Raw genomic sequence first — 18,144 nt, 5'->3', positions numbered from 1 at the left:
CCCACCTCGCGAGTCCCCGACGGTCTGTTTTTAATATTTCTTCTCACTAAGTAACTTCCCCGCGGGTCCGCCGGGCGGCCCGGGGCACCCCCCCCCCCCCCCGGTCCTGGTGTCACTCGGCTGTCACTCGACTCCGGCGTTGAGGAACATCCCGCCGTCGACCACGAGCGTCTGACCGGTGACCCAGTCCGACTGCTGCGAGGTGAGGAAGGCGGCGGCGCCGCCGATGTCGGAGGGCACGCCGAGCCGGCCGAGCGGGTAGGCCGCGGCGGCCTCCGCCTCGCGGCCCTCGTAGAGTGCGGCCGCAAATTTCGTCTTCACCACGGCGGGCGCGATGGCGTTGACCCGGACCTTGGGCGCGAACTCGTGCGCGAGCTGCACGGTCAGGTTGATCATCGCGGCCTTGCTGATGCCGTACGCGCCGATGAACGGCGAGGGCGCGAGGCCGGCGACCGAGGCGATGTTGACGATCGCGCCGCCGTTCTCGCCCTGCCAGGCCTTCCAGGTCTGCTGGGCGAAGCCGAGCGCCGAGACGACGTTGGTCTCGAAGACCTTCCGCGCCACGTTGAGGTCCAGTTCGGCGATCGGCCCGAACACCGGGTTCGTACCGGCGTTGTTGACCAGGAAGTCGACGCGGCCGAACGCCTCCATGGTGCGCTCGACGGCGACGGCCTGGTGGGCCTCGTCGTGGGCCTTGCCGGCCACGGCGATGACGCGGTCGGCGCCGAGCGTCTCGACGGCCTCCTTGAGGGCGTCCTCGTTGCGGCCCGTGATGCAGACCCGGTCGCCGCGGGCGATCAGGGCCTCCGCGATGCCGTAGCCGATGCCGCGGCTCGCGCCCGTGATGAGCGCGACGTTGCCCGAGAGTTCGGGAAGCGTGGTCATGTGCGTCTCCCCTGCGTCTAGTTGAGCGGTCCGCCGGCCACGTACAGCACCTGGCCCGAGACGAATCCGGCGGCCTCGCCGGTGAAGAAGGCGATGGAGTTGGCGATGTCGTCGGGGTTGCCGACGCGCTGCACGGGGATCTGGGTCGCGGCGGCGGCCTGGAAGTCGTCGAAGTCCATCCCGACGCGGGCGGCGGTGGCGGCGGTCATGTCGGTGACGATGAAGCCGGGCGCCACGGCGTTCGCGGTCACACCGAACTTGCCGAGCTCGATGGCCAGGGTCTTGGTGAGGCCCTGGAGACCGGCCTTGGCGGTGGAGTAGTTGGCCTGGCCGCGGTTGCCCAGCGCCGACGAGGACGACAGGTTGACGATGCGGCCGAACTTGGCCTCGACCATGTACTTCTGGACGGCCTTCGCCATCAGGAAGGCGCCGCGCAGGTGCACGTTCATGACGGTGTCCCAGTCGGACGCGCTCATCTTGAACAGCAGGTTGTCACGGAGGACACCCGCGTTGTTCACCAGGATGGTCGGCGCGCCGAGCTCCTCGGCGATCCGCGCGACGGCGGCCTCCACCTGGGCCTCGTCGGAGACGTCGCAGCCGACCGCGAGAGCCTTGCCGCCGGCGGCCGTGATCTTCTCGACGGTGTCCTTGCACGCGGCCTCGTCGAGGTCGATCACCGCGACGGCGCGGCCCTCCGCGGCCAGTCGTACGGCGGTCGCGGCACCGATGCCGCGCGCGGCACCGGTGACTACGGCGACGCGCTGCTCAGTGGTGGACATTGCTGGTTCTCCTCGCCCTTGGAAAAGCCGGCTCAAGCCCGGCCAAGCTGTCTCGACAACCTTGCGGAGTCTTCGGGGGTCCCGGAAGGCCCGCGGCTCATACGGTACGCCCGTCCGGTGAGCGACCGCTTAGTACCTTCAGCAGACGTGACGCTAGAAGCCCTGGCACCCGGTGTCAACGGCGCACCGCGCGCATGTGATCCATTACCTGACCAGGAGCTGGAGCAACCGCTCGGTCTCGGCCGCGGGATCGGCCGTCAGGCCGGTGTGCACGGGCCCCGGCTGGACCACCGTCGAACGCGGCGCGATCAGCCAGCGAAAACGCCGCCCGGCATCGTCACCCGCCGCCTGACCAGCGGCTTCTCCACCGGCGCAGACTCCCTCGACGGCGCGCAGCGCGGCCCGTACGCCCGGCACGTCCGCGTCCGGGTCGAGTGCGAACAGCTTGCTCTCGTCCAGATGGGTGCGGGCGGCGACGAAGGAGTGGGCGCGGCAGTACACCAGCACGCCCGCGTTGAAGCACTCGCCGCGCTCGACCCGCGGCACCACGCGCAGCAGCGCGTATTCGAAGACGTTCCGCTCGTTCACTTGTCCCTCCCGGTGCCGTCGAGGCCCTTGATCCGCTCGTGGATGACGGCGGCGCGTGCCAGCAGCGGCCGTGCGTAGGCGCGCCGCAGCGCGTCGACCGTGTCGAAGCCCGGTTCGCCGGCCAGCCAGGCTTCGGGGATCTCGGCCGTGACCTCGGCGAGCAGCTCCTCGGTCACCAGCGGGGCCAGTTCGGCGGCGGCCGAGGCGATGTCGGGGCGGAAGGGGGCGAGCGCGTGGTCGGAGATGTCGTACGGCTTGGCGGCGGAGGTCTCGGCTCCGGGCCAGTGGTGGTGCCAGATCATCGTGGCGCCGTGGTCGATGAGCCACAGATCGCCGTGCCACATCAGCAGGTTGGGGTTGCGCCAGGAGCGGTCGACGTTGTTGACGAGGGCGTCGAACCAGACGATCCGGCCGGCTTCCGCGGCGCTCACCTCGAAAGCGAGGGGGTCGAAGCCGATGGCGCGCGGGAGGAAGTCCATCCCGAGGTTCGGGCCGCCGCTCGACTTCAGCAGGTCCTGGACCTCCTGGTCCGGTTCGCCGAGCCCGAGGACCGGGTCGAGGCCGATCGTGACCAGACCGGGCACCCGCAGGCCGAGTCGGCGGGCGAGTTCACCGCAGACGACCTCCGCGACGAGCGTCTTGCGCCCCTGTCCGGCGCCGGTGAACTTCATGACGTACGTCCCGAGGTCGTCGGCCTCGACGAGTCCGGGCAGCGAGCCGCCCTCGCGCAACGGCGTGATGTAGCGGGTCACAGCGACCTCAGTCAGCATTTTCCCAGGCCACCCGAGTCATTAGCCTTACACTCCACGATCAGCTCCAGACGTGCCCGCTCCAGGAAATCTGCGGCGTCGGCCCTGAGGAGAATCTGGGGAGTTCCGACGGGCACGCCGGCCTCCCTGCTTCCCGAACATCCCGTCACATGACGGTGCGCCCCTTGCTCCCGGCCTCCAGCATGAAGTGAGCATAGTAACCGAGGGTGACCGCTCCGTGAGAAGTGCCCGAGCCACGGTGCCGAACGTCCCCCGCGACGCAGGCCGTGCACAGCCTGCCGCGATACGAAGCCGGACGGGCCGATGCCGATGGAGAACAGGTCGAAGACGCTGATGGCCGCGCCATGCTCCGGGGGATTGAGGGACGTGCCGCAAGGTCACGGGCAAGGGCGACGGGGGCAACCCCGCCGAGGTCGCTCAGACGTACTCCGTCGCCGCGTCCAGCAACCAGTCCGCCAGATAGCCGGCGAAGGACGAACGGACCAGTACCCAGAACCCGGCCCTGGGTTCGTTCCTGGAGACCAGGACGACCTGTGTGCGGCCCAGCGTCGTCTGGGCGCAACGGCCGGAGCCGAAGGCCCTCGGATGCAGATCCAGCGCGCAGCCGTGCGCCAGCAGATCGGGGGCGCGGGGACCCGTCACGAGGAGCGTGGTGCGCTGGGCGGAGACGTCGGTGACGGAGACGGGCTCGTCTCCCGCCGCCTCCCGGATACGGCTCTCCAGGTCCCGTTCACTGCCGGGCGTGCCGACCAGCAGCCATTCGTCCGGGCCGAGCCACAGCACGGTCAGGTCCCGGGCACGTACGACGGTGTTGGGTTCGAGGGGCAGTTGCAGGCCCAGCGCGAGCCCGAGGGCGTCCGCCGCCGCTCCCTTGGCGTCGAGGCGCACGTTGATCTGAGCCAGGAAGGGAAGTTCGGCCAGCCGGATCGCGCCCCCTGAGGCGCGGGTCACGGCGGCCAGGCGGTCCGTGACCTGAGACAAGGGGCTGCGGGGCGGGGCGGTCAGAGCGGTGTCAGCCATCGCGACGGGCTCCCTCGGGGTCGTAGAGGACGGGGCTTGCGACGGTCACCGGGACCAGCCGCTCGCCGACGGAGGCGTACAGCCGCTCGCCGATGCGGTCCCGGCCGCCCTTGATCAGGGCGAGCGCGAAGGTCCGGCCGAGGGCGGCACTGCGGTAGCTGGAGGTGACGTGGCCGAGCATCGGGACGGGCGGCGCGGGCAGTTCGCTGTCGGCGACCAGGTGGGTGCCTTCGGGAAGGAAGGTGCCCGGGTCCTCGGGGAGAAGGCCGACCAAGTGCTTGCGGTCGGGGCGGACGCTGTCGGCACGGGCGTAGGAGCGCTTGCCGATGAAGTCGGGCTTCTTCTTCGACACCACCCAGTTCATGCCGAGGTCCTGCGGCGTGACGGTGCCGTCGGTGTCCTGACCGATGATGGGGTAGCCCTTCTCGGCGCGCAGTACATGCATGGTCTCGGTGCCGTACGGGGTGATGCCGTACGGGGAACCGGCCTCACGCAGCGCCTGCCACAGGGTGAGCGCTTCCCAGGGGGACACGTTGATCTCGTAGGCGAGTTCGCCGGAGAAGCTGATCCGGCACACCCTGGCCTCGATGCCCGCGACGGCCGTCTCCCGCCATGCCATGAACGGGAAGTCGTCGTTGGCCACGGCCAGTTGGGGTGCCAGCGCGCCGAGAACGTCACGGGAGCGGGGGCCGACGAGGGCGACGGTGGCCCACTGTTCGGTCACGGACGTGCAGTGGACCTTCAGGCCGGGCCACTCGGTCTGCAGCCACTCCTCCATCCAGTCCAGTACGACGGCCGCGTTGCCGGTCGTGGTGGTGACCACGAAGCGGTTCCGGGCGAGGCGGATGACGGTGCCGTCGTCGAAGACCATGCCGTCCGGGCGGCACAGGACGCCGTAGCGGATCATGCCGACCTTCAGGGTGCTCATCATGTTGGTGTAGAGCCGGTCGAGGAAGACACCCGCGTCCGGGCCCTGTACGTCGATCTTGCCGAGCGTGGAGGCGTCCATGAAGGCGACGCTGTCGCGGGCGGCGGCGCACTCGCGCAGGACCGCGGCCTTCATGTCCTCGCCGTCCTGCGGGTAGTACCAGGGGCGCTTCCACTGGCCGACGTTCTCGAAGAGGGCTCCGTGCGAGACATGCCACTCGTGGAGGGCGGTCGTGCGGACCGGGTCGCTCAGGGCGCCGCGGTCGCGGCCGGCGAGCGCCGCGAAGGAGACCGGCGTGTACGGCGGCCGGAACGTGGTCGTGCCGAGCGCGGAGATGTCCACGCCGAGCAGTTCGGCGACGACGCCACTGGCCAGGACCCCGGAGGTCTTGCCCTGGTCGTTGGCGGTGCCCGCCGTCGTGTAGCGCTTGGTGTGCTCGACCGAGCGCAGACCGGCGCCGGCCGCTCGGGCCAGGTCGTCGACGGTGACGTCGCGTTGGAGGTCGACGAAGCGGGGGGCGTCCGAAGCACCGGGGACGACGTACACGTGCATCGCCGGTGTCCGCCGCGGCTGTGCGGCCACCGCCGGCAGGCGGGGCGCCCGCGGGGTGTAGCCCTCGGCCTCGATCGCGCGGGCACCGGCGGCGGCGCCCTGGGCCAGGACCTCGGCCGGATCCAGGACGCCGCTCGCGCTGCCCACGACCTCGACCGCCTGCCGGCAGGTGTCCGGCACGAAGGAGCCCAGTGCCTCGTCGTACCGCAGTGTGCCGCCCGACTGGCTGAACAGGTGGGCCACCGGGTTCCAGCCGCCGGAGACCAGCAGCAGGTCGGCCGTGAACTCCCGCTGTCCCACGGAGTCTCCGTACGGGGCGACGCTCACCGCGGTGAGCCGGGCGTCGCCCTCCGTGCCGGTGACGGCGTGCCCGGCCACCACCTCGATGCCCGCCTGGCGAGCGCGCTCCGCCCACTCTCCCGGTGCGGGGCGGGTGTCGACGATCGCCGCGATGTCCACGCCCGCCGCGGTGAGGTCCAGCGCTGCCGCGTAGGCACTGTCGTTGGTGGTGAGGACGACCGCGTGGCGGCCGGGCAGCACACCGTGGCGGTTGACGTAGGTGCGGGCCGAGGCGGCGAGCATCACACCGGGGCGGTCGTTGCCCGCGAACGCCAGCGAGCGCTCGTGGGCGCCGGTGGCCAGGACGACACGCCGTGCCCGGATGCGCCAGACGCGCTCGCGGGAGACGTGCTCGGGGGCGTCGGCGCCGAGGTGGTTGGTACGGCGTTCGACGGCGAGGAGGTGGTTGTCGTCGTAGTGGCCGAAGACGGTGGTGCGGCGCAGGACGCGCACCTCGGGGGCGTTGTCGAGCCGCCCGGTGACGTCCGCCACCCAGTCGAGGTGTTCGGCCGTGCCCAGGAGGCTGCCGCCCGGCTCCGGTTGCTCGTCGGCGAGGATGACACGGGCCCCGCTGAGGGCGGCGGCCGCCGCCGCGGCGAGGCCGGCCGGTCCCGCGCCGACGACCAGCAGGTCGCAGTGGGCGTGTACGGCGTCGTAGCGGGCGGGGTCCGGTTCGGTGGCGAGGCGGCCCTGGCCGGGAAGGCTGCTCGCGACCAGGCCGTCGTAGAGCTCGACGGTGGTCGCGGGGAGCATCGGCTCGGGGAAGGGCGTCTCGATCTGGACGACCGCGTTGGGCTCCTCCACACCGGCCGAGAAGATGCCTCGGGGGCGGCCGAACTTGATGCTGGTGCCGGCCTCGATGACGCCGTTGGCGAGGAGGGCGGAGGCGAGGGTGTCGCCGCGGTAGCCCTGGTAGTCGGTGCCGTCGAAGGTGAAGGTGAGGGGGACGTCGCGGTGGATTCGGCCGCGGGTGGGGTGGCGGAACGGCCGGACCGCGGCGGAGCCGCTGATGGATGCGGCGCCCCCGCCGCCGGCACCCGTCCCGTCCTGAAGGGGCTCCGCCCCCTGGACCCCCGTCGGCCCTGAAGGGGCCTTGTCCGCAGACGGACAGGCTGAGTGCACCGGGCGGGGCTCAGGCGTCGCCGGGCGTTCCTCACCCGCCCGGTACACCGCCAGGATCTCGTTCGTGGCCGTGTCCCGTACCGCGTTGAACCATTTGCGGCAGCCCGCCGCGTGGCTCCAGCGCTCGGCGAAGGGGCCCTTCGGGTTGTCGCGGAAGAACAGGTAGCGGGCCCACTCCTGGTCGGTGAGGGCCGACGGGTCCTCGGGGTACGGCACGTGGGCCTGGCCGCCGTAGTGGAACTCGGCCTCGTCGCGGGGCCCGCACCACGGGCAGGGGATGAGCAGCATGGTTGGGCTCCCTAGTGGGCCACCGCGGCGGCGCCGTGCTCGTCGACGAGCGCGCCGGTGGTGAAACGGTCGAGCGAGAAGGGGGCGTTGAGGGCGTGCGGGGTGTCGTGGGCGATGGTGTGGGCGTAGACCCAGCCCACACCCGGCGTGGCCTTGAAGCCACCCGTGCCCCAGCCGCAGTTGAGGTAGAGATTGTCGACGGGGCTGAGCCCGATGATCGGCGATGCGTCGGGGCTGACGTCCACGATGCCGCCCCAGGTGCGCAGCACATGGGCGCGGGCGAAGACGGGGAAGAGCTCCAGGGCCGCGGACATCTGTTCTTCGATGATGTGGAAGGCACCGCGCTGGGTGTAGGAGTTGTACGAGTCGATGCCCGCGCCCATCACCAGCTCGCCCTTGTGTGCCTGGCTGACGTACACGTGGACCGCGTTGGACATGACGACCGTCGGGTGCACCGGCTCCAGCAGCTCCGACACGAGCGCCTGCAACGGATGGCTCTGGACGGGGAGTTCGATGCCGGCCATGGCGGCCAGGACCGAGGTGTGGCCCGCCGAGCAGAGTGCCACCTTGCCCGCCGCGATGGGGCCGAGGTTCGTCCGGACCCCGACCACGCGGTTGCCGACCACGTCCAGGCCGGTGACCTCGCAATTCTGGATGATGTCGATGCCGGCCGCGTCCGCCGAGCGGGCCAGGCCCCACGCCACGTAGTCGTGCTTGGCGATGCCGGCGCGCGGCTGGTAGGTGGCGCCCAGGACCGGATAGCGCACGTCCGGCGAGATGTTGACGATCGGGCAGACTTCCTTGACGCCGTCCGCGTCGAGCCACTCCGCGTCAACGCCGTTGAGGCGGTTCGCCTCGACGCGGCGCACGCTGTCGCGGACGTCCTGGAGGCTGTGGGCGAGGTTCAGCACACCGCGCTGGGAGAAGAGGATCGGGTAGTCGAGCTCCTCCCCGAGTCCCTCCCACAGCTTGAGCGCGTGCTCGTAGATGCCGGCGCTCTCGTCCCACAGGTAGTTGGAGCGGATGATCGTGGTGTTGCGGGCCATGTTGCCGCCCGCCAGCCATCCCTTCTCCAGCACGGCGACGTTGGTGATGCCGTGGTTCTTCGCCAGGTAGTGGGCGGTGGCGAGGCCGTGGCCGCCGCCGCCCACGATCACCACGTCGTACGAACGCTTCGGCTCGGGTGTGCGCCAGAGGAAGTCCGGGTGGTCCGGGAGGCCGGCGCCTGGGGTATGGGAGCTCATCGGACGTCTCCGCCTTCTGAAGGGTGATGATTCAGCGGGTGCTCGGGTGCCGTCACGTTCATACGGCGTTCGTCTTCCTCTCGGCGGCCTCGGCGAGCAGCACGGCCCGCCTCATGGGTCCTGCACCCCCGGGCATCGGCGCGAGCCACCCGGCGACCGGGGCCGAGTCCGGATGACCGGCAGTGCTCCTTCTCTCGGAGTCGGCGCCGGGCACTATCCGCGGAGGCGGGACATGGTCGGGTCGAACAGGGGCTCCTCGGCGACGGCCGCCTCGACGCGCCGGCCGAAGTACCCGATGTGCACGGTGGTACCGGGGGTGGCGAGTTCCGCCGGGAGCCAGGCGTAGGCGATGCCCTTGCCGATCGTGTAGCCGTAGGCGGCGCTGGTGACGTAACCGACGGCACGGTCACCCACGTACACCGGCTCCTTGCCCATGACGACGGACTGCGGGTCGTCGATGGTGAGGCAGGTCAGCTTGCGTCGTACGTCGGTCTTACGTCGCTCAAGGGCCGCCTTGCCGATGAAGTCGCCCTTGTCGAGCTTGACGGCGAAGCCGACGCCGGCCTCGTAGGGGTCGTGCTCGTAGGTCATGTCCGTGCCGAAGGAGCGGTACCCCTTCTCCAGGCGGAGGCTGTTGAAGGCGCCGCGCCCTGCGATGATGCCGCCCAGCGGCTCGGCCGCCCGCCACAGGGTGTCCCACAGCTTCTGGCCCAGGTCGGCGGTGGTGTACAGCTCCCAGCCGAGCTCACCGACGTACGAGAGGCGCATCGCGGTGACGGGGACGGAGCCGATGTGGGCGCGCTTGGCGCGGAAGTACTTCAGGCCGTCGTTGGAGAAGTCCGTGTCGGTGAGGGACTGCAGGGCCTTGCGGGCGAGCGGGCCCCACAGGCCGACGCAGCAGGTGCCCGGGGTGATGTCACGGACCTGGACCGTGCCCTCGGCGGGGAGGTGGCGGGTGAACCAGTCGAGGTCCAGGTTGCCGTTGGCGCCGACCTGGAAGAGGTCGCGGGCCAGCCGGGCGACGGTGACATCGCTGCGGATGCCGCCGTTCTCGTCCAGCAGGAGGGTGTACGTGACGGAGCCGACGGACTTGTCGATCTTGCCGGTGGACAGCCCCTCCAGGAAGGCGGCGGCACCGGGGCCGGAGACCTCAAGGCGCTTGAGCGCCGTCATGTCGTACATCGCGACGGTCTCGCGGGTGGCCTGCGCCTCGGCGCCGACGATCGGGGACCAGTAGCGCGCGGCCCAGTCGTTCGGGGTCGGGATGGAACGGCCTTCCAGCAGGCTCGCGTTGGCCTCGTACCACTGGGGGCGCTCCCAGCCGTTCGCCTCCAGGAAGAAGGCGCCGAGGTCCTGCTGGCGGGCGTGGAAGGGGCTCGTGCGGATCGGGCGCGGGTCCCCCGACGGCTGGAGCGGGTGCAGGATGTCGTAGACCTCGACGAAGTTCCGGCAGTCGCGGGCCAGGACGTACTCGGGGGCGAGCTGGTGCGGTTCGAAACGGTTGACGTCGCACTCGTGCAGATCGAAGGACGAGCAGTAGCCGTCGACCAGCCATTCGGCCATGGCCCGGCCGACGCCGGCGGAGTGGGTGACCCAGACGGCCTCGGCGACCCAGAAGCCCTTGACGTCCGGGGACTCGCCGAGGAGCGGCTGGCCGTCGGTCGTGAAGGAGAACAGACCGTTGATGCCCTCCTCGACCTTGGCCTCGCGCGTCGCGGGGAGCAGGGCCCGCGTCTCGCTCCAGGCGTCCTCGAAGTCGTCCTCGGTGAACTTCAGGACCGACGGCATCTCGTCGGCCGCGTCCACGGAGAGGATGTCATCGGCGGAGACGGGCATCGGGCGGTGGCCGTAGTAGCCGATGCCGATGCCGTCGAAGCGGTCGCGGTAGTAGAGGTCGGCGTCCTGGTGGCGCAGGATCGGGCGCACGGCCTCCTCGGTCTGGCCCGCGAGCGCCGGTACCGGGCCGGTCCAGGCGAGTTGGTGGCCGAGCGGGGTGAGCGGGAGGTTCATGCCGACCATGCGGGCGATCCTCGGGCCCCAGATGCCGGCGCAGCATACGACGATGTCGGCGGGGATCTCGCCCTGGTCGGTGAGGACGCCGGTGACGCGGCCCTCGCTCTGGTGGACTTCGAGGACCTCGTGGCGGGCGAGGAAGCGTACGCCGCGCCCGGTGGCCCGGCGGATCTGCGCCTCGACGGCGAGGACGGCCTTGGCCAGGCCGTCGGTCGGTACGAGGAGGCCGCCGAGGACCCTGTCCGGGTTGACGAGCGGGTGCTGTTCGACGCACTCCTCGGGGCTCAGCAGCCGGGCCTCGATGCCCCAGGCGGTGATCCAGCCGTGGCGGCGGTGCAGTTCGGCGACGCGCTCGGGGGTGGTCGCCACTTCGAGGCCGCCGACCTGGAGGAAGCAGGGCTCGCCGTCGACGTCGAGGGAACAGAACTTCTCGACCGTGTAGCGGGCCAACTCGGTCATGGTCTTGGAGGAGTTCGTCTGGAAGACGAGGCCCGGCGCGTGTGAGGTGGAGCCTCCCGTGGCCGGCAGCGGGCCCTGGTCGACCACGGTCACATCGGTCCAGCCGCGCGCGGAGATCTCGTCGGCGAGGGCCGCTCCCACGACGCCTGCTCCGATGATCACCACTCGGGGTCCCGCCATCGCCGCACCTCCGAAATCCACACCGTGAGTTGCTGTCTGCGCAACATAGTTCAGGTTGCGCAACTCAATGTGCCTGTCGCGGGGAGGGGGTGTCAAGGGGTCCGTGACGTTCGGAAGCAGGCCGGGAACCGCCCGGAACACGGCAATGCCCGGCGGGCGGCGCGCACCTGCACGCACCGCCCGCCGGGCATGTCCGACCGGCTCGTGGCCTCGGCCTACTTGAGCCAGGCGTCCACCTTGTCCTTGTTGGCGTCGACCCACTTCTTCGCCGCCGCCACGTCGGTCATCTTGTCCTGGGCGATGTACTTGGCGACGGTGTTCTGGTCGTCGTTCGTCCAGTTGAAGTTCTTCACCAGGTTGTAGGCGGGGCTGCCCGACTTGGCGAACTTGGCGCTGACGATCTTGTTGAGGTCGTACACGGGATAGTCGCAGGCGACCTTCGCCGCATCGGCGTCACAGCCCGTCGTGTACTCGGGCAGGGAGACCTTCTTCAGCGGAACCTCGGACAGGAACCACTGCGGCTCATAGAAATAGCCGATCACCCACTGCTTGTTCTTCTCGGCGTTGCGGAAGGCCTGGATGAGGGCGGTCTCGCTGCCCGCGTACACCACCTTGAAGTCCAGCTTCAGGTTCTTCACCAGCGCCGCGTCGTTCGTGACGTACGACGGGTCGCCGTCCAGGAGCTGGCCCTTGCCGCCCGACTCGGACGTCTTGAACTTCGACGCGTACTTGTTGACGTTCTTCCATTCGAGGATGTCGGGGTGCGCCTTGGCCAGCCACGGCGGCACATACCAGCCGATGATGCCTTTGTTGCCGGTCTGTCCGGCGTCGACGGCGGTCTTCTGGCCGCTGATGTACTTCTTCGCCAGGTCGTCGTGGCCCCAGTTCTCCAGGATGGCGTCGACCTCGCCGGTACCGAAGCCCTGCCAGGCGATCTCTTCCTTCAGGTTCTTCTTGGTGACCGTACAGCCGAGGTTGTGCTGCGCGACGTATGCGACGACCGCCGCGTCGGCCTCGTAGCCCACCCACGGGTTGACCGCGAGGTTGAACGATCCGCACTTGCCGGAGCCGCCCGTGTCCTTCGAACCCGCGGAGGAGTCGCCGACCTTCGCCCCTCCGCACGCGGTGAGTGTGAGGCCGAGGACGGCCAGGCCGGCCGCGCCGGCTCGCCAGTGTCTTGCCATGGTGTCGTGCTCCTTAAGCGCTCGCGCGTCGCGCCGCTGCCTGAGTGATCCGGTCGAACATGACTCCGAGAAGGACGATGGCGAGACCCGCCGCAAGCCCCTTCCCGTACAGCTGCCCCTGTGAGAATCCGGCCACGACGTCATAGCCGAGGGCGCCCGCTCCCACCAGGCCGCCCACCACAACCATCGACAGCACGTAGATCAGGCCCTGGTTCGTCGCGAGCGTCAGGGCACCGCGTGACATCGGCAGTTGGACCTTGGTGATGATCTGCCAGGTGCTGCACCCGGCGGAGGTGGCCGCTTCCACGGTGGCCTCGGGCACGGCCCGGATCCCGTCCGCGATGATCTTCATCGTGACGGGCGCCCCGTAGACGACCGCCGCGACGATGGCCGTGAAGCGGGTGGCGCCGAACAGCGCGAGGAACGGTACGAGGTAGACGAACGGCGGCATGACCTGGGCCGCGTCCAGGGTGGGCCGGATCAACCGGTCCACGAGCATGCTGCGCCCCATCCACACGCCGAAGACGATGCCGAGCACCATCACCAGCACCGTGGCGACGAGCGTCGAGGCCAGCGTCGTCATGCCGTCCGACCACACACCTGTGCCGACCAGCAGACCCACGCACACGGCCGTGGTGACCCCGGCCTTCCAGCCGCCGAACACCACGCCCAGCGCAACCAGCACCGCGCCGACGAGCCACCACGGGGAGTCGGTGAGCAGCGTCTGGAACGGATTGAGCAGGCCGTTGGTGATGATGTCGCGGATCGCGTTGGTCAGACCCGACAGGTTGTCCTGCGCCCAGTTGGTCGCGGTGTCCGCCGCGCTCGCGATCTGGCTGCCGATGGTGCCATCGCCGGGGAAGTCCGCCGCCCACAGATAGGTGTGCGACAGGTGGATCAGAACCGCCGTGACCACCGCGCCCGCTCCCAGCAGCGGCCGCCGCCACTTCACGAAGGTGTTCCTGGAGCGCCGCGCGTACTCCTCGCGGGCGCCGGCCGCGGTCGTGACCCGGTCCAGGACGATCGCCATGACCACGATGGCGAGGCCCGCGTTGAAGGCCGTGCCGACGTCGAGCGACTGCAGTGCCTGGATGACGTTCGCGCCGAGGCCGGGCGCGTTGATCAGGGCCGCGATGGTCACCATGGCCAGGGCGGCCATGATGGTCTGGTTGACGCCCATCACCACGGTCCGTCTGGACATCGGCAGCAGGACCTTCAGCAGGGACTGACGGCGGGTGGCGCCCAGGGAGTCGGCCGCCTCGACGGTCGTCTTGGACACGTTGCGGATGGCGTGCGCGGTGATGCGGATCGTCGGCGGGGCCGCGTAGATCACGGTGGCGATGGTGGCGGACGCTCCACCGATGAGGAAGAACAGGGTCAGCGGTGCCAGATAGACGAAGGTCGGCATCGTCTGCATGAAGTCCAGGAAGGGCGTCATGATCCGGTTGAACCGGTCGGACAGCCCGGCCCACACCCCGAGCGGGATCGCGAACAGCAGGGCCACGAACACCGCGGAGAGGGTGAGGGCAAGGGTGTCCATGCTCTCCTGCCACAGCCCCTGGAGCCCGAAGAAGGTGAAGCCCGCCACGGCCAGCAGCGCGACCCGCCAGTTCCCCACGGCCCAGGAGACGTACCCCGCGATGCCGACGACGCCGAGCCAGCCGATCTGCGGGACCGGGCGGGCCCCGGACGGCTGGGAGATCAGGTGCTGGATGAAGGTCACCAGGTTGTCGATGACCAGCCGGATCTCGTTGAAGAAGTACAGGAAGAGCGGACTGGAGTTGCGGTTGGCGCCGATGGAGTCGTTGAGGTCGTTGATCCACCGGTGCAGATCGGTCAGGTCCGCCGCCGCCAGGGACAGGGTCTGCTTTCCGCGCAGGACGGCGAACAGCACCAGCCAGACGACGAGGATCGCGCCGATCATCATCGGCCGGCCGACCTTGCGCGCGCCCTTGGCGGGCGCGGCCGGTTCCACAGCCTCCGCTTCGCCGGGTTTCTCGATGGCGACGGTCATCACGCGCCGCCTTCCTGCCCGGCGACCACCGCGAGGATCTCCTCGTCGCCGACGATGCCGAGCAGCTTGCCGTTCTCGACGACCTTGACGGGCTTGTCGGCCGCGAGCACCGCCCGGGTGGCCTCCTTCACCACGACGTCCGGGCCCAGCTCGGGGCCGTCCAGTTCGTCGCCGTCCTCCGGCGCGCGCATGATCCAGCGCAGGGTGAGTACGTCGCCGCGCGGCACGTCCTTGACGAACTCGCGTACGTAGTCGTCGGCCGGGGCGCCGACCAGCTCGTCACCGGTGCCGCACTGGACCGTCTTTCCGTCGCGCATGATGAGGATGCGGTCACCCAGCTTGAGCGCCTCGGACAGGTCGTGGGTGACGAACACCATCGTCTTGCCGACCTCGTGGTGCAGCCGGATGACCTCGTTCTGCATGTCCCGGCGGATCAGCGGGTCGAGCGCAGAGAACGGTTCGTCGAAGAGGAGTACGTCCGGGTCCCCGGCCAGCGCCCGGGCAAGGCCGACGCGCTGCTGCATACCGCCGGAGAGCTGGTCGGGGTAGGAGTTCTCGTAGCCGGAGAGGCCGACCAGTTCGACGACCTCGAGCGCCCGCCGGGTGCGCTCGGCCTTGCTCATGCCGCGGATCTCCAGGCCGAACGACACGTTGTCGACGACCCTTCGGTGCGGGAGCAGCCCGAAGTGCTGGAAGACCATGGAGAACTTGCGGCGGCGCAGTTCCCTCAGCCGCTTGGCGTCCGCGCCGCGGATGTCCTCGCCCTCGAAGACGATCTCCCCCGCGGTGGGTTCGATCAGCCGGGTCAGACATCGCACCAGGGTGGACTTCCCGGAGCCGGACAGACCCATGACGACGAAGACTTCGCCGGGCGAGACCTCGAAGTTCACATCGCGCACGGCGGCGGTGCATCCGGTGCGGTCCATCAACTCGCGACGGGTGAGCCCGCACAACTCCTCGGAGTCCGGCACCTGGTCTGCCTTCGGCCCGAACACCTTCCACAGCTTGCGCACGGATATGACCGGGGTGGGGGCCGAGTCCTGGGACGTGCCGCGCCGTTGCGGCACCTCCGTCTGTGCTGGGGTCACGATCGACCTCTCTTCGGCGTTCAGCCGCGGAACCAGTGCTGCGGCCGGGGTTGGATGTTCTGCCATATGTGCTTGGGCTCTCGGTACTCGTCCAGGCCGGTCGGTCCCAGCTCCCTGCCCACGCCCGAGTGCCCGAAGCCACCCCATTCCGCTTGCGGCACGTAGGGGTGGTAGTCGTTGATCCACACCGTGCCGTGGCGCAGTCGCCGGGCGACCCGCTGGGCCTTCCCGGCGTCCTGGGTCCAGACGGCTCCGGCGAGTCCGTACTCGGTGTCGTTGGCGATGCGTACGGCATCGTCCTCGTCGGTGAAGCGCTCGACGGTCAGCACGGGTCCGAAGGACTCCTCGTGCACCACCCGCATGTCCTGCGTGCACGCGTCGAGCACGGTCGGCGGGTAGTAGTAGCCGTCCGCGAGGGCGGGATCGCCCGGCCGTTCACCGCCGCAGCGCAGTACGGCGCCCTCGGCGAGGCCGGCCGCGACGTACGCCTCGACCTTCTCCCGGTGCTGCGCGGAGATCAACGCGCCGGTATCGGCCTCGGGGTCGAAGGGCCCGCCCAGCCGGATCCGCCGGGCGCGACGGACGACCTCGTCGACCAGGGCGTCATGGATCGCGTCCTCGACGATCAGCCGGGCTCCTGCCGAGCAGACCTGGCCCGAGTGCAGGAACACGGCCGTGAGGGCGAAGTCGACGGCCGTCTCGAAGTCGGCGTCGGCGAAGATCACGTTGGGGTTCTTGCCGCCGAGCTCCAGCGCGACCTTCTTCACGGTCGCGGCGGCGGTGGCCATGATGCGCTTGCCGGTCTCCAGGCCTCCGGTGAAGGAGACCATGTCGACGGCCGGGTCCTCGGAGAGCGGTGCGCCCGCCTCGGGGCCTGTGCCCAGGACGAGATTGGCGGCGCCGGCCGGGAGCCCGGCCTCCTCCAGTGCCCGCATCAGCAGGATCGAGGTGGAGGGGGTGAGCTCACTGGGCTTGAGGACGATCGTGTTGCCCGCGAGAAGCGCCGGGGCGACCTTCCAACCGGCCTGCAGCAGTGGGTAGTTCCAGGGGGTGATGAGCCCGCACACGCCGATCGGTTCATAGACGACACGGCTGACGGCGTCGTCACGACCGGTGTCGATCACCCGGCCGGCATCCGTGCCCCCGATGCCGCCGTAGTAGCGAAAACAGGAGACGACGTCGGCGATGTCGTACTCGCTCTCCACCAGCCGCTTGCCGGTGTCCAGCGACTCGGCGCGGGCGAACTCCTTGGCGTCGCGCTCGATGAGGTCGGCGGTGCGCTGCAGCAGCGCACCGCGCTCCCGCTCGGGGGTGTGCGGCCAGGGTCCTTCGTCGAAAGCCCGTCGGGCCGCGGCGATCGCCGCCTCGGTGTCCGGACGCGTCCCCTCGGACACGGTCGCGGCGAGCGCGCCATCAGCGGGACAGCGAATCTCCCGGCGCCCACCGGCCACCGCGTCGCGCCATTCCCCAGCCACATACAGGTCTGCCACGCGCCAAGCCCCTCAGCCGATATGCGTTGCGCATCGTGCATCCAATTGCTTGTGGTGGAACACCATGACGAACGTCACAGACCTACGTCAAGGGGTTGGCGGATGACGATTTCGCAAGGGGCCCATCAACGCTTCTCTCTTGACCGATGACCCCGTCGAGGCCAACCATGTTGCGCATCGCTCACCGCGTTGTGCAATACGCACCAACGGAGGCTGCACATGTCCCCTCGACCGCAACCTGGCCGTGAATACGTCCTCACCCTCTCGTGCCCCGACAGCGCCGGCCTGGTTCACGCCGTGAGCGGCTTCCTCGTCAGGAACTCGGGCAACATCCTGGAGAGCCAGCAGTTCGACGACCGACTCCAGGGCCGCTTCTTCATGAGGGTTCACTTCGACGTCTCCGACCCTGACGCGCACGTGAAAACTCTGCGTTACCGATTCGGTCCCGTCGCCGAGGCCTACCGCATCGCCTGGACCCTGAGCGAGGCGTCGACCCCGACCCGGACGCTGATCATGGTGTCCAAATTCGGCCACTGCCTGAACGATCTGCTCTTCCGCCGGCACACCGGCGCCCTCAACATCGAGATCCCGGCGATCGTCTCCAACCACCGGGACTTCGAGAGCCTGGCCGAGACGTACGGTGTCCCGTTCCACCACATCCCGGTCACCAAGGACACCAAGGCCGAGGCCGAGGCGCGCCTTCTGGAGCTGGTACGCGAGCTGGACATCGACCTCGTCGTGCTGGCCCGCTACATGCAGATCCTCTCCGACGACGTGTGCAAGCAACTCGAGGGCCACGCCATCAACATCCACCACTCCTTCCTCCCCAGCTTCAAGGGCGCGCACCCGTACGAGCAGGCCTACGCCCGCGGCGTGAAGCTCGTGGGCGCGACGGCGCACTACGTGACCTCGGACCTGGACGAGGGGCAGATCATCGAGCAGGACGTGGTCCGGGTGGACCACTCAGTCGACCCCGGGGACCTGGTCACGGTCGGGCGGGACGTGGAGGCACAGGTACTCGCGCACGCGGTGAAGTGGCACAGCGAGAGCCGCGTCATGGTGGACGGCAACCGCACGGTGGTCTTCCGCTGAGCAGTACGGCACAAGGGGGCGGGGGGGGGGTTGGGCCCCCCCCCCCCCCCAAAAGAAAACCGGCCCCCCCCCCGGAGAGGGGAAACCCCCCCCCCGACAGGGGGGTGGC

13 protein-coding genes are annotated in these 18,144 nt (G+C 69.8%); 1 reads left to right on the top strand and 12 read right to left on the bottom strand.

The annotated features are described in order from the left end of the window. Positions 1–123: 123 nt before the first annotated feature. The 12 genes from ACFXGX_RS26940 to ACFXGX_RS26885 form a co-directional block, all read right to left on the bottom strand. Entirely contained in the window at positions 124–885 is a 762-nt protein-coding gene (locus tag ACFXGX_RS26940) for an SDR family oxidoreductase (protein ID WP_384795774.1), read from the bottom strand. A gap of 17 nt (positions 886–902) precedes the next feature. Further along, positions 903–1,664 carry a 3-oxoacyl-ACP reductase FabG gene (gene fabG / locus ACFXGX_RS26935; protein ID WP_151470604.1) on the bottom strand — a complete coding sequence of 254 codons (762 nt, stop codon included), beginning with the start codon at positions 1,662–1,664 and terminating at the stop codon, positions 903–905. 204 nt (positions 1,665–1,868) lie between these two features. Continuing rightward, complete coding sequence (locus ACFXGX_RS26930) at positions 1,869–2,252, bottom strand: DUF3037 domain-containing protein (protein ID WP_384795772.1); 384 nt, start codon at positions 2,250–2,252, stop codon at positions 1,869–1,871. Next, complete coding sequence (locus ACFXGX_RS26925) at positions 2,249–3,022, bottom strand: HipA family kinase (protein WP_384795770.1); 774 nt, start codon at positions 3,020–3,022, stop codon at positions 2,249–2,251. The genes ACFXGX_RS26930 and ACFXGX_RS26925 overlap by 4 nt, the downstream gene beginning before the upstream one ends. Positions 3,023–3,439: 417 nt before the next feature. After that, entirely contained in the window at positions 3,440–4,042 is a 603-nt protein-coding gene (locus ACFXGX_RS26920) for a sarcosine oxidase subunit gamma (RefSeq protein ID WP_384795768.1), read from the bottom strand. Continuing rightward, positions 4,035–7,271 carry a sarcosine oxidase subunit delta family protein gene (locus ACFXGX_RS26915; protein WP_384795766.1) on the bottom strand — a complete coding sequence of 1,079 codons (3,237 nt, stop codon included), beginning with the start codon at positions 7,269–7,271 and terminating at the stop codon, positions 4,035–4,037. Before ACFXGX_RS26915 ends, ACFXGX_RS26920 begins: the two co-directional genes overlap by 8 nt. Before the next feature lie 11 nt (positions 7,272–7,282). Next, entirely contained in the window at positions 7,283–8,515 is a 1,233-nt protein-coding gene (locus tag ACFXGX_RS26910) for a sarcosine oxidase subunit beta family protein (protein WP_384795764.1), read from the bottom strand. A 213-nt stretch (positions 8,516–8,728) separates the two neighbouring features. Then, positions 8,729–11,167, bottom strand: coding sequence for an FAD-dependent oxidoreductase (locus ACFXGX_RS26905; protein ID WP_384795762.1), 2,439 nt, complete (start codon positions 11,165–11,167; stop codon positions 8,729–8,731). 215 nt (positions 11,168–11,382) lie between these two features. After that, the gene (locus ACFXGX_RS26900; RefSeq protein WP_384795760.1) at positions 11,383–12,351 is read right to left on the bottom strand and encodes an ABC transporter substrate-binding protein; all 969 of its coding nucleotides are present in this window, start codon (positions 12,349–12,351) and stop codon (positions 11,383–11,385) included. A 13-nt stretch (positions 12,352–12,364) separates the two neighbouring features. Next, positions 12,365–14,365 carry an ABC transporter permease gene (locus ACFXGX_RS26895; RefSeq protein WP_384795758.1) on the bottom strand — a complete coding sequence of 667 codons (2,001 nt, stop codon included), beginning with the start codon at positions 14,363–14,365 and terminating at the stop codon, positions 12,365–12,367. Then, positions 14,365–15,453, bottom strand: coding sequence for a glycine betaine/L-proline ABC transporter ATP-binding protein (locus ACFXGX_RS26890; RefSeq protein ID WP_384795756.1), 1,089 nt, complete (start codon positions 15,451–15,453; stop codon positions 14,365–14,367). The genes ACFXGX_RS26895 and ACFXGX_RS26890 overlap by 1 nt, the downstream gene beginning before the upstream one ends. Positions 15,454–15,473: 20 nt before the next feature. Further along, positions 15,474–16,943 carry an aldehyde dehydrogenase family protein gene (locus ACFXGX_RS26885; protein WP_384795754.1) on the bottom strand — a complete coding sequence of 490 codons (1,470 nt, stop codon included), beginning with the start codon at positions 16,941–16,943 and terminating at the stop codon, positions 15,474–15,476. Between the two features lie 219 nt (positions 16,944–17,162). On the opposite strand from ACFXGX_RS26885, the gene purU reads away from it, so the two are divergent. Further along, positions 17,163–18,035: a formyltetrahydrofolate deformylase gene (gene purU / locus ACFXGX_RS26880; RefSeq protein WP_384795752.1), complete on the top strand. Its 873-nt coding sequence runs from the start codon at positions 17,163–17,165 to the stop codon at positions 18,033–18,035. Positions 18,036–18,144 lie beyond the last annotated feature (109 nt).

The organism is Streptomyces sp. NPDC059371 (assembly GCF_042751995.1).
Classification (GTDB): Bacteria; Actinomycetota; Actinomycetes; order Streptomycetales; family Streptomycetaceae; genus Streptomyces.
The sequence above is the reverse complement of the archived record's forward strand: the minus strand, read 5'-3'. Positions and strand labels throughout refer to the sequence as shown.